This window comes from Akkermansia sp. AE01SA01 (genome assembly GCF_036417395.1).
Lineage (GTDB): Bacteria > Verrucomicrobiota > Verrucomicrobiia > Verrucomicrobiales > Akkermansiaceae > Akkermansia.
On sequence record NZ_CP143890.1, the window covers coordinates 3,141,102 to 3,153,373 of the forward strand.

The following is a 12,272-nucleotide window of genomic DNA, read 5'->3' on the forward strand; positions in this document are numbered from 1 at the left end:
AGCCTCCGCCCCGGATCCGCCACTTATGAAGCGCCTCCTCCCCTGGGCCATCCTCCCCGTGCTCTGCATGGGGTGGATGTCCTGTTCCCACTCCGGCAAGGAACACTCCTCCCTGCCGGACCCCCGCACCCTGGACAAATCCGTTCCGGAATACAAAAACCCCTTCCATCCTTCCACGTACGCGCACTTCGTAGCCCGCAAGGACTACAAGAAAACCTACGATATTTACAAGGATGACACCCTGCTGAAGCGTACGCCGAAGAAATCGCGCAAGATTTTCGTCTGCCTGAACGAGCAACGGGGACAATACTTGGTGGACGGACTCGTCGCCATGGACTTTCCGCTCTCCTCCGGTGTCAAGGCCTATCCCACCAAAACGGGCGACTACACCGTCATCTCCAAAAAAGAGGACCATGTTTCCAACCTGTATGGCAAGATGTATGATGCGGAAGGCAAATGCATCAACTACAATGCGGAATCCACCGACCCCGTTCCGGAGGGAGGCCGCTTTGACGGCTCCCCCATGCCCTACTGGCAGCGACTCACCAACGCGGGCCTGGGCCTGCACGTGGGAAAGGTGCGGCGCCATCCCATTTCTCATGGCTGCGTTCGCCTGCCGCGGAACGTGGCGGAAATTCTCTACAAGCAAACCAGCATAGGAACGCCCGTCACCATCCGGAACACGCCCCTCCCCGTGCCGGAAGCGCAGAAAGCCCCCTCTGGGCAGTAAAAAGCAGGCGGAATCTTACCACAGAAATAAGCTTTTGCCGACAACCGGATGCGAAAAAGGACTGCCTTTCGGACAGTCCTTTTTTAACGATTTTTTATTAGAATAGCGGCGTAAATTTTAGAAAAGGGAAAGTCTCAAGCGCTTGAGAAGCCCTGTTACGGCAATGTTCTCTTATTCTTTTGATCTCCATGAAATTTCAATTCTCCCTGGATGATATGCAACCATGAAAACCAGCTAAGAGGCAATTACCGGATCAATTCAAATCAGCTTGTCCGACATACGGAATAAATATTGATCACCCGGATCATCATTAACTGCCCCTTCTTTTGAAAAGAACAAAACCCCCTGCCTGTCTTTAACTAAATCTTCCAGTATTCTATCTACAAATAATAAAGCTGTTCTCAAGGAAAGGAGCTGCGTTGTATTATATATTGAAGCTTTTCCGCCCAAAGATGAATGACAATGTGTAATTTCAACCTGGGATTTCCACTTCATCTGCTCTGCCTTCACCGGACATAATATATTTATTGTTACATCAGATACATTTCCTGCAGAGTCCCTTAAAAAAACAATTTCCTTTATCATCTTATTATCTCGTGGAGTGATTACATTGTTGCATGCAAGAAACACAATTCTCAGTGGCTTGTGCATAACATAAAGCTCGTTCACGTGCTGACCAACGAAATTTACAAGTAGCAGCCTGTATACCATAAGCCAAATGACATCCTTCTGTACAAGCTTGACGTAATGCTTCTTTTGTAAGTTTCACAATCAATTCACGACAAGCTGTTGTAGCTAAACATACACAGACACTCAGTCCCATCATTTTTGCTGCAGTATATGTATAAGTCCCTACAACAATTCCGCCGCAGGCGACCGCTGGTGCAACCATGCCTTTTTCATTATAGAATGTTATCGTATTATTCTCAAGCATACTATACAGATCCCTGTTAATCCACCTACCGTCTGCAGGATTATAATAACGGTAGTTTTAGTAGAATAGGGCCAATTCTTCATCGTTCATCTCGCTGGACCACTGTACGGGCTGGACAAGACTTCCTGTGCTGCCAACTGTCCCATAGGGAGAGTAGTCGTAAGTTGCCGCAACAGTTCCCTGCCCATTGAACACTTCCGTGACATTCTTGTCGAAGTCTATTCCATAGCAGTAAAGAACATCGTCCTGCACCAGGGCCAGGGGACGCGTTGCTGCCGATTCCAGCGGATCCCACCAAAGTGTCTGAAGCACGTTCCGGTTATGGAGCATATTCCCCACCGCTTGTTTAGTTAGAATTTATACAATTCATATTACGCAGTTTAATATTTCAAAAAATCAGACCAAAATATGCACAAAGAAAACTAATTTCTACGACTAAACTCTATCACCACTAGTCGAGTAACTATGACCAATTATCATAGTCATAAGGACAGTAGATCATTTATATAGCAATAATGCCGAGCACAAGAGCTTTTTGCATATCATCATCAGCGTCAAAGAGGGGAGGAATAATGGACGTTTTTGGTTGTTTTAAAAGGCCAAATGACAACAATCCTATAATCATTCTTAAAAAATACGATATAGTTTGATTCCTGGAAATTGAAACTTCAAATTGACGGTCTATATTATCGTAAACTAATGATTTACGTATTAGTCTATTATTTAAATCTTCTTGAAGAAAAAAATCGATATATCGACTTCTCTTGTAAGAAATTCGGATTCTTATATCATCTAATCGTGATATACAATATTCTTGTTCCGTGGTATTAATGCAATAGGAATCTGAGTTAATTTGAGATATTTCAATTTTATTTCCCCCTATTTCTCCTATGCCTTTGCCTGTTTTTATAAAGTAATGGAGTCTACCTACCGTATCAAATATAGAATTATCGATTAAGTATAGAACCCTTGCATTTTCTTTTGTATTTAATAAAGTCGCCCCGAATTGAAGTTTTCGCCAATCAATATCCTTTTTCATTCCTTCAATTATTTCTTATGGGCTTATGTTATTGGTCATTGTAACAATGGAATCCATGGTGTGCAATATTGATCTTGCCACTCATGATTACAATCTATTTTTTCAGCGTCCAAATTTTTGCACTAGCCCAAACACGAGCACGCAAGGATGCACACTCCCGACCTTTAACTTCAAACTTATCCAATTTAATAGTCACACAAGCTGAAGCCCTAAAGTTAATACCTCCCCTGGCACCCACTTCTAAGGAACCTATTCGGCTTGCAGCTTTGGCAATTAACCCAAGTTCCGAATATCCATGAACACATCCACCGCCAGAAACACTATTGCTATAGGAACTATAATTCATTAATATCCATAATATTAATTCTATTTTGAATAATTTGAAACGGAATTATATAGAATAGTCTTGTGACGCCGTTTTTTTCCAATCACAGGATTCAAATGATAAATGCAAAAGTTTGATACGCTTGTTCAATGAACCGCCACGAAGAATCCAGATAAATCATGCAACACAAGACTAAATTAAATAATTCCGTTTAGTATTAAATAAATAGTCGAATATATGAGTCCTGAACAAGACATTCCTAAAAGAAAGAACTGTACTTGTTTCAATCGTCTAAGAGACATGTTTGCTCGAATAGCAATTACAAGGTAAATTTCATCTGGATTCCAATGTCTATTTATTTTGCAAAGAATGTATACAAAGATAGACGTAGAGACCATCAATAATAAAGTGTATAAAGAACTTAAGAATATGGCAACCACAGGACACTTGCCAGATTGGTATAAAGCTAATAGAATGAATACACATAAAACAATAAGAAATAATGAACCTATGATCTCAGCACTAATTTTATATTTTTTAACTATATTCTGAATTTCCTTACTTCTATAAAATTTATTTTCTTTTTTTGTTTTTGAATTTAGCAGACATATAAAAAAGGATGAAACAATAGCCCATAATATATCAGACATGTCTCTTAATTTTCAATTTAATGCAGGCCATGGCCTAGATGGTGAGGGAGGAGGAAACGTTGGAATAGACAAACGCTGTGCAGTTCCCTCAGCAGAAGCTCTTTGCCCAACAATAACTTGAACTGTACAATCTTCCATATTATCCAGATCCACTTGAGTATTCTAGGATTGAATTATTCCCGACCAACCCGTACAAATTCCATCCCTTCTTCAACAATCAATAGTTAATTCAATGGAGGTAAAATAGATTTCCAATCGAAAGTTTCTAAATCTTTATCTTTTAAAAAATCCTTTAAAGTAATAATTTTTTGTGTATTAATTGATGAGCTACTATCCAAATTACATTTTATAAATATTGGTAAAGATTTTACTATTTTATTTTTTTGTGAATTTTCTCCATGATTTATATATTGCTCCATTTTATTAGAAATTGCATTGTCTTTAATAGAATCCATGCGCAGTAAATTTAAAATTAATAAAATTATTATCATTGTATTCTTTTTTTATTCTTCTTTTTTTCTTTACAGCAATATGTTGCCCATTGCCCTAACATTTTTCCATCTTGAAAGTGTATTTTATCCAATCCTGGTTTAATAATATACTTAACCATATGGTTTTGGATGTTAGTTATACCTGTGACACGGTTTCCATCTACTCCTAATTTAAATTCAAAAGGAGGTAATTGTTTTGGAGTTCCTAATGGAATTGTACGCCCTACACAATGAACTTCAATATCAATTCGCTCTGCTTCGTGATAAAGTATGCTAAGCAAATGATTTCTCTTTCACATTCTTGGCATTGGGTTTCATTTTGTGTACTGTTTTTCTCCATTCGAGTACAATCTCCAATAAGAATTTCTCGAATGATATCAAGAAATGTGTTTAAATCTACATTTTTAGGTATCTTTTCTGGATCGGGAGACAATGGTTTTGTCGTTTCACATGCAATTCCAATACAATTACCTTCTGTTTCTGTGTTCGGAATGACTGTGCCGCTACCATCGTTAGATAATAACCCGAGGTTATCAATATTTAAATTATTTCTCACAAACCCATACAAATTCCAATCACCCTGTTCAGCGATGGGATCCCTGTTAATCCACCTGCCATCAGCCGGGTTGTAATAGCGGTAATAATAGACCAGCTCCAAATCTTCGTCGTTCATCTCGCTGCTCCACTGCACGGGCTGGATAAGGTCGCCTGCTTTTGTGACTGTCCCATAGGGAGAGTAGTCGTAAGCCGTCGCGATTGTTCCCTGCGCGTCGAACACCTCCGTCACATTCTTGTTGAAGTCCCATCCATAGCAGTACAGAGAGGCATCCTGCACCAGAGCCAGAGGCCGTGTGGCCACCGGTTCCAAGGGTTCCCACAATAGTGTCCGGAGCACGTTCCGGCTGTTGAGCATGTCCAGGGCCGCTAGTTGCAGGTAACCGCGGTACAGGTAGCGTTCATGGCTGGTGACCGTTCCGTTGACGGTTACTTTCTTCATGTAGCGGCGGCCCTGGTAGTCGTACCCGCATTCCACCACCGTGCTGCCGTCCCTGCTTGTGAAGCCTACCGGGCGGTTTTCCGCATTGTAAGCGGCCGTCCAGATACCCGTTGAAGTCTTGATGAGAGTCTGGTTGCCCGAGGCGTCGTATTGCGGCACGAAGGGGTGTTCCAGAGTGGGGGGGGTGGAGAGTTGAGAGTGGAGTTGGCGATGCTGGTGTACTGGTTCAAGTTGTTGGCCGCGTAGGTGAGTTCTTCGGCTATTTCCTGCACCGTCTTATCGTAGCTGTAACCGTAGCCGTCTGTTCCCCAATGTGGCTGCGGTAAGTTCATTTTTGCCGTTACAGTTAAAGTTGTCGCTACAGGCTACTTTCGTTTATTGCTACTACGTGGAGGTGGTTAGGTGTCCTACCCATCGTAACTCTGGAAATAGAAGACAAGAAATGATGTTCATCATTAGATTACAGCTGCTATTTCTTAAATTCAAACAATCTGTTATCTATTTTATCCATTAATTCGTAGAGCTTATGTCTTGTCTCTTTGTCTGCTGTTATTCCTGGTACATAAATACTTCTAAAATAATCATCAAACAAAATTCTGAAAGAACCGTATGAAGTGATATTTACCTCTCCTACCCCATCCCTTGTTATTTGTGGGGCTGGTGCTTCCACATATTTATTTCTAAATTTTTTAATAAGTTTTAAAAAATCATGACGTTCCTGTTCGGTTAATTCTACTAGTTTTGCTTTAGCTTTTTTATCCTTGTGCTTGTAGCGTTTTATGATTGAAGTATATTCAGCCTTTTCTTTTTCATCATGATTGCTCATATAAGAATAGCATCCTGCAAAAAGAAAACAGCAACAGAAGAACAATATACCATTATAGGAAATATTAGATATTTTCATATTAAATATCATTATTACATTTTGAATACATGAATGAAACCTTTTCATATATTTGATTTATTTACAACGCTTCTGATACTTTAAACTATTCTATGAATTTAATATAGCATCAATAACGCTTTCTCCGTTGCCTTGGGCTAGTGATATTCCGCATCCATAAGTATTATTTCCACATCCTCTTTAAGAAATCCCGACTGGAATTGGCGATAATATCGGCCTCTTTAATCTTTTTGGCCCAAGGTTCACCTTGGGCAATACTCTTTTCTAACAAATCGGAAATCACTTCTTTCTGTTTATCTATGCAACCCCAAGTATTTTCCCATGATAAATCATGATACTGGCTTAATATAAAACGCAATCTATTTTGCCGTTCTAGAATAAGAGCCAGGGCAAGGGAGCATATTCCCTCGTTACTGTTTTTCAGTAATATGGACATGGCATTCTGATTACCTTCATAAGCTCCCTGAATGAGAAAAAAAAGACCGCGTATCAACCATTCATTTTCATGGCCCTGTTTTATCAAATGGCTCCTGAAGTTGTCATAATTGAACATATCACAATCCAATTCTGACAAAGACTTGAATATTTCCTGATCTACATCCCTTTCTGCTTGTTTTATCTCATTGCTCCTTTTAAGAAAGGCGGAAACAAGTTCTTGCTGATATTCAAATATCTTATTTTTTACATCATATTTTGTAGCGATAAAATTATTTCCGGGGAGGTAAAGTGATTCATGCAATCTCAATACCTTGCCACACGATATTAGGCCTTTTTTACTTATGCAATTTCCGTCACCATACTGAATTCTTAAATAAGCATAGATAGATTCCCGTGCTTCATCAAGTATGCTTTGGGCATCATCTTCTGTACTATCCAGCCTGCTGGATATTTTATTCAGTTTCTCTAATAAATGAATAAGATGCAAACCGTCTTCATGTAAATCAATCGCAGAATTAATACACATGGGAGATGATTCTTGATAGTGAACCGGCTGGCTTGAACAAACATTTGTTATGATGCAAAATGTTAAAAAATAAAAATAGTTCATTTATTATTAGAAATTTTGAGAATAATAAAACCATTCCTTTTTTGTAGCCTCTGCTTCTACAGTTTATAACGCTTTTTATCATCTACTGCCCTTTGAGAAAGGGCATTAATAGCATCATAAAATTTATTGATTTCCTCTTCTGAAGCATAGGTCATTTGTCCATACCCTGTATCTTCATCAACATAAGGAAATATGAAAAGGGGATCTTGTCCATTTGGAACCAAAGCTAATTCATCCCATACGATACCTCCATTATTTCTAGCAAACCCATACAAATTCCATCCCCCTTCTTCAGCGATGGGGTCATGATTGATCCACCTGCCATCGGCAGGATTGTAAGAACAGTAGTTGCAATAGACCAGCTCCAAATCTTCATCGTTCATCTCGCTACTCCACTGCACTGGCTGGACAAAGTTGCCCGTTTTGGTAACCGTCCCATAGGGTGAATAATCATAGGCAACAGCAATAGCGCCTTCCTTATTGAACACCTCCGTCACATTCTTGTTAAAGTCAACGCCATAGCAGTACAGGGCATTATCCTGCACCAGAGCCAGAGGCCGCGTGGCCATCGGTTCCAGGGGATCCCACAACAGTGTCCGGAGCACGTTCCGGCTGTTGAGCATGTCCAGGGCCGCTAGTTGCAGGTAGCCGCGGTACAGGTAGCGTTCATGGCTGGTGACCGTTCCGTTGACGGTTACTTTCTTCACTTAGCGTCGACTTTCTGGAACAAAGACAAAATTTTTTCTTTCACAGAGCTGAAATTCAATTTTCCTTTTGGTTGATACCATAGATCCATATCTATTGATTCGATTCGATTTTTATTTTCATCTAAAAAATCAAGTATGTAAAAGAATGCTGGCGTAAAGAAAAAACCATTCTTGGTACGTGTAGACCAATATTTTGCATTTTTCCATTCTCCCAATAAATCTTTTTTTAATTCCTGACTTAAATTATATATATAAATCTCATTATCTTTACCCTTCTGATAATATCGTTTTTCTATTCGAACATACATGGCTCGTTTTTCGATATTAACCAACTTTTTCTGAATTTCCATCAATGATGTTTTTCTATACCGCCAGTCTGTAATCGTATTTTTTTCACTATTTTTTAAAATTTTATCTTTGCCGAAACAAGGTATTAATAATAGAAAAATAAATATAATAAAAAATTGAGGCATAAGATTTAGCATCTATAAATTTTCCGAAAGATATGCAGCATAATTTTCTGCATTCGTTACAGCTGTCCAAGCATCATGTTCAGCTATCCATTCCGCATAATCATCCCCGTAAGGGGCACCGGAAGGTTCCGTATTAGGATTCCATGGGGCTTGTTTATCCAAAACAAGATTAGGTTGTGGCATTTCTACTTCATGTGATAATTCGTGCAATATGGTATTAGCTTGGTTCTTAAAATCATTGCCTCCTGGAGAACTGAAGAATTCAGGGCATAGAAATATTTGAAATTTCCCATCATTGTTATAAACATAAGCAATCCAATTTTCGTCGCATTCTATTCCACAACAATCAACAGAAATAGTTGCATGATCCAAAATACGTTTTATTTCTGAAATTACGCGATTAACCACTTGGTGTCGTGCGCGGGAATACTTACCAAAAAACCGAACATAACGATCCGACTTGGGATTGATGTCCTTTATTGCCTTAGAAATTGCATTCTGAGCTATCTTAAATTGCTTGCTTATATTAGGTCTTTTATCTCTACAATTCTCGTCATATTCAATCTTTGGCTCTAATCCCAAACGGTCACTGTTAAGAAATATATGGTTTTTAACAATTGCATATAAATTCCATCCCCCTTCTTCGGCGACGGGATCGCGATTAATCCACCTGCCGTCTGCGGGATGGTAATAACGGTAATTGTAATAGACCAAGGAAAGTTCCGCATCGTTCATCTCGCTGCTCCACTGTACCGGTTGGACGAGATCGCCCGTGGAAGCAACCTGTCCATAGGGAGAGTAGTCATAAGCTGCCGCAATACTTCCATCTCCATTAAACACCTCCGTGACGTTCTTGTTGAAGTCAACGCCATAACAGTACAGGACATTATCCTGCACCAGGGCCAGAGGACGCGTTGCCACCGGTTCCAGAGGATCCCACAACAGCGTGCGAACCACGTTTCGGCTGTTGAGCATGTCCAAGGCCGCTATTTGTAAATAGCCACGGTACAGATATCGTTCATGGCTGGTGACCGTTCCGTTTTGGGTCACCCTCTTCATGTAGCGGCGCCCCTGGTAGTCGTAGCCGCATTCCACCACCGTGCTGCCGTCCTGGCTGGTGAAGCTCACTGCCCGGTTGGCCGCATTGTACACGACAGTCCAGATGCCCGTTGACGTCCTGATCAAGGTCTGGTTGCCCGAGGCGTCGTATTGCGGCACGAAGGGGGCTTCCAGGGTTGAGAGTGGAGTTGGCGATGCTGGTTGTACTGGTTGAGTTCGTTGGCCGTGTAGGTGAGTTCCTCGGTCAGTTCCTGAGCCGTCTTGCGGTTGCCGATGTTGTCGTAGCTGTAACCGTAGCCGTCTGTTCCCAATGTGCTCCGGTGAGTTCGTTTCTGCCGTTGTAGCTGAAGCTGTCATTGCGGGCAGGTTCCGTTTTCCGCTGCTGCGTGCATGTGGCCGGGCGTCCCAGAGCATCGTAGCTCTGGGTGCGGGAAAGAAGCACGGTTTCTCCCAGCCGACAACCAAATCAATACTCTGTAAACTTAATAATAAATATTTTTCACATTACTCAAGAAAATAATTAATTTTTCTCTAATCAATTAATTTTTTAATAAGTTCCGCAGTACTATTAAGTACAATTTCCAAAGATTTTCCGAAGATTTTAATTGTATAAATACTAGACTGAGGTATATGAACGTGAGTTATCGATACTTCATATTTACAGCCTATATCATTTAAAATATGATTATATTCACACTGTATTGATTTATTATATAAAATTGGATCTGATATACTCACTAACCAGCCAGGATTATCACATGTTTCAATTGTAATTCCATACAAATGTTCCCATTCATCATTACAATGGTTCCGATAAAATCTATCAATTAATTTTATACACATATTTTAATCTAATATAATAGTTTTATTACAAACATTCTACAGGAGATTCAACTTTTTTTTCATAACATTTGCAAGTTTTCGGATCTTGATGCATTTCAAATTTCCACCGATGCCGATGATTTCCTGGACAAGGATGATGGGAACGTGAAGGGGGAACATAATCAATACGTGTTCCTGATTTACCTTTAGGAGGAGGACAAGGAGGGCAAGGTTGTTTTAAAACTGCACATACTATAGCTAGGGATATCCCAAGGAGGTCTGATATTGCTTTGGGACTCATTCCTTGAGCCCCATAGGCAATAATTGTGTCTGTAACACTATCAGATATTAATCCAACAATATCTTTTTTCTTAATGGAATTATTGCCAATAAAAGCATATAAATTCCACCCCCCTTCTTCAGCGATGGGATCACGATTGATCCATCTGCCATCAGCCGGGTTGTAATAGCGGTAATTATAATAGACCAGCTCCAACTCTTCATCGTTCATCTCGCTGCTCCACTGCAACGGCTGGACAAGGTTGCCCGTTTTCGTGACCGTCCCATAAGGTGAATAATCATAGGCAACAGCAATAGCGCCTTCCCTATTGAACACCTCTGTGACGTTCTTGTTGAAGTCCCACCCATAGCAGTAAAGAGCATTATTCCACACCAAGGCCAGGGGACGCGTAGCTACCTCTTCCAGAGGATCCCACAGCAACGTGCAAAGCACATTCCTGCCGTTGAGCATATCCAATGCCGCTAGTTGCAGGTAGCTGCGGTACAGGTAGCGTTCATGGCTGACGACCGTGCTGTTTACAGTTACCTTCTTCATATAGCGGCGGCCTTGGTAGTCATAGCCGCATTCTACCACCGTACTTCCGTCCGTTGCGGTCTTGATCGATGTCTGGTTGTCTGAGGTGTCATATTGCGGCACGAAAGGTTATTCCAAAGTTGAAAGTGAAGAATTGAGAGTGAATGGACGATGCTTATGTATTTGATGAAGTTCGTTGGACGCATAAATGTTTGTTCTTTCACATTTTATAGCAATTTTTTTTCCAAGTATTATACCATTTTTTTATTATATTATCATATTCAATAAGTTGTATTAGACACGGAATGCAGACGGCAAAGCATAAAAACGATAAAAAATATAATATCATTATTTTTGTCGTAGCCCAATCAACAGAAAAAAAGTTACAACAAATAAATATATAACTTATGCTTGCTAACAGAAGAAATACGTTTAAGAATATTTGTATTGTTCGCGAATGATAAATGGGAGGAACGGAGCTATAAACGAATGGATTGTATAACGCGTGTATTTTTTTTAGAGATAAATAATAATATCCTCGGAAAAATATAAAAGGCATAATTCCCCATACTCCGTAAAATACAGCCTCTTTATTTTCAGTAATCTTCTTGACATGCTGCTGATCAAAAATCAATAAAAATATGGAAAATATACAAAATGTTATGCAAAATAACAATGATACTATATACAAATAATATCTAATTTTATACTCATTGAAAATGATCGAATTTATATGATTTTTAGTTTTCTTTTTCAATTTTTTTATCTAATTTAGGATAACAACCAGCACCATCCCAGACGCATCCATCTGATTTAACTTCAATCAAATATGAACCTTCTATATTCCACGTCATGTCGCATATATGAGGAATAGCGATTAAAATTATTCCACCTGCACACAAAATGGCACCTAATGCCGGAAATTTGAACACACACGGTATACTTGCTGCACACATACTTGAACCCGCATGTGTCATGTGATGAGCTGAACTTGTGAATCCATTGGCTTGTACGTATACTCGTGCTTTAAAATGAGTATCTAAGTTCATTAAAACATCTGTTTTAATGATTTTTTTATCTACATAATTTTCATATTCGATTGTAATATTTGTTTCCATTTCTTCTAATTTTGAAGTACGTCCAAAATTATCACATGAAGCTTTTCCTTTTACCCCAACTAAAAATTTTATATATTTTTCTTTTTCCAACTGTTCACTTTCATTTATTAAAACAGTTTTAAAACCTAATAAATCCATTTCTATATTAATCCTATTCCACA

Annotated in this window: 13 protein-coding genes; 1 reads left to right on the plus strand and 12 read right to left on the minus strand. The window is 39.5% G+C overall.

The window, feature by feature from the left end; genetic code table 11:
* The first annotated feature begins 25 nt into the window (after positions 1–25).
* Entirely contained in the window at positions 26–730 is a 705-nt protein-coding gene (locus tag V3C19_RS12740) for a L,D-transpeptidase family protein (protein WP_295933894.1), read from the plus strand.
* 258 nt (positions 731–988) lie between these two features.
* Here V3C19_RS12740 and V3C19_RS12745 read toward each other — a convergent pair whose 3' ends face one another.
* From V3C19_RS12745 to V3C19_RS12800, 12 genes are all read right to left on the minus strand, one after another.
* On the minus strand, positions 989–1,381 hold the full coding sequence (locus V3C19_RS12745) for a hypothetical protein (RefSeq protein ID WP_330937114.1): 393 nt from the start codon (positions 1,379–1,381) through the stop codon (positions 989–991).
* A 340-nt stretch (positions 1,382–1,721) separates the two neighbouring features.
* A complete protein-coding gene (locus V3C19_RS12750; RefSeq protein WP_295933901.1) occupies positions 1,722–1,976 on the minus strand; it encodes a hypothetical protein in 255 nt (84 codons plus the stop codon).
* 190 nt (positions 1,977–2,166) lie between these two features.
* On the minus strand, positions 2,167–2,703 hold the full coding sequence (locus V3C19_RS12755) for a hypothetical protein (protein WP_295933903.1): 537 nt from the start codon (positions 2,701–2,703) through the stop codon (positions 2,167–2,169).
* A gap of 1,199 nt (positions 2,704–3,902) precedes the next feature.
* Positions 3,903–4,133, minus strand: a complete 231-nt coding sequence (locus tag V3C19_RS12760) for a hypothetical protein (RefSeq protein WP_130084830.1) — start codon at positions 4,131–4,133, stop codon at positions 3,903–3,905.
* Positions 4,134–4,392: 259 nt separating this feature from the next.
* The gene (locus tag V3C19_RS12765) at positions 4,393–5,325 is read right to left on the minus strand and encodes an RHS repeat-associated core domain-containing protein (RefSeq protein WP_302389499.1); all 933 of its coding nucleotides are present in this window, start codon (positions 5,323–5,325) and stop codon (positions 4,393–4,395) included.
* A 310-nt stretch (positions 5,326–5,635) separates the two neighbouring features.
* A complete protein-coding gene (locus tag V3C19_RS12770) occupies positions 5,636–5,992 on the minus strand; it encodes a hypothetical protein (protein WP_295933912.1) in 357 nt (118 codons plus the stop codon).
* 241 nt (positions 5,993–6,233) lie between these two features.
* Positions 6,234–7,118 (minus strand): hypothetical protein, encoded by an 885-nt coding sequence (locus V3C19_RS12775; RefSeq protein WP_330937115.1) that lies wholly within the window; start codon positions 7,116–7,118, stop codon positions 6,234–6,236.
* A 56-nt stretch (positions 7,119–7,174) separates the two neighbouring features.
* Positions 7,175–7,825 (minus strand): RHS repeat-associated core domain-containing protein, encoded by a 651-nt coding sequence (locus V3C19_RS12780; RefSeq protein ID WP_302389501.1) that lies wholly within the window; start codon positions 7,823–7,825, stop codon positions 7,175–7,177.
* Positions 7,822–8,298, minus strand: a complete 477-nt coding sequence (locus V3C19_RS12785; RefSeq protein ID WP_162532033.1) for a hypothetical protein — start codon at positions 8,296–8,298, stop codon at positions 7,822–7,824. Before V3C19_RS12785 ends, V3C19_RS12780 begins: the two co-directional genes overlap by 4 nt.
* A gap of 12 nt (positions 8,299–8,310) precedes the next feature.
* Positions 8,311–9,516 (minus strand): M35 family metallo-endopeptidase, encoded by a 1,206-nt coding sequence (locus V3C19_RS12790; RefSeq protein WP_302389503.1) that lies wholly within the window; start codon positions 9,514–9,516, stop codon positions 8,311–8,313.
* A gap of 85 nt (positions 9,517–9,601) precedes the next feature.
* Positions 9,602–9,799, minus strand: coding sequence for a hypothetical protein (locus tag V3C19_RS12795; RefSeq protein WP_302389505.1), 198 nt, complete (start codon positions 9,797–9,799; stop codon positions 9,602–9,604).
* Between the two features lie 426 nt (positions 9,800–10,225).
* Positions 10,226–11,116 carry an RHS repeat-associated core domain-containing protein gene (locus tag V3C19_RS12800; protein WP_302389507.1) on the minus strand — a complete coding sequence of 297 codons (891 nt, stop codon included), beginning with the start codon at positions 11,114–11,116 and terminating at the stop codon, positions 10,226–10,228.
* Positions 11,117–12,272 lie beyond the last annotated feature (1,156 nt).

What these genes read in the sequence shown, in the direction of transcription:
- V3C19_RS12740 (WP_295933894.1), top strand. Translation starts at nt 26, where the DNA reads ATGAAGCGCCTCCTCCCCTGGGCCATCCTCCCCGTGCTCTGCATGGGG.
- V3C19_RS12745 (WP_330937114.1), bottom strand. Translation starts at nt 1,381, where the DNA reads ATGCACAAGCCACTGAGAATTGTGTTTCTTGCATGCAACAATGTAATC.
- V3C19_RS12755 (WP_295933903.1), bottom strand. Translation starts at nt 2,703, where the DNA reads ATGAAAAAGGATATTGATTGGCGAAAACTTCAATTCGGGGCGACTTTA.
- V3C19_RS12760 (WP_130084830.1), bottom strand. Translation starts at nt 4,133, where the DNA reads ATGGATTCTATTAAAGACAATGCAATTTCTAATAAAATGGAGCAATAT.
- V3C19_RS12770 (WP_295933912.1), bottom strand. Translation starts at nt 5,992, where the DNA reads ATGAGCAATCATGATGAAAAAGAAAAGGCTGAATATACTTCAATCATA.
- V3C19_RS12775 (WP_330937115.1), bottom strand. Translation starts at nt 7,118, where the DNA reads ATGAACTATTTTTATTTTTTAACATTTTGCATCATAACAAATGTTTGT.
- V3C19_RS12785 (WP_162532033.1), bottom strand. Translation starts at nt 8,298, where the DNA reads ATGCCTCAATTTTTTATTATATTTATTTTTCTATTATTAATACCTTGT.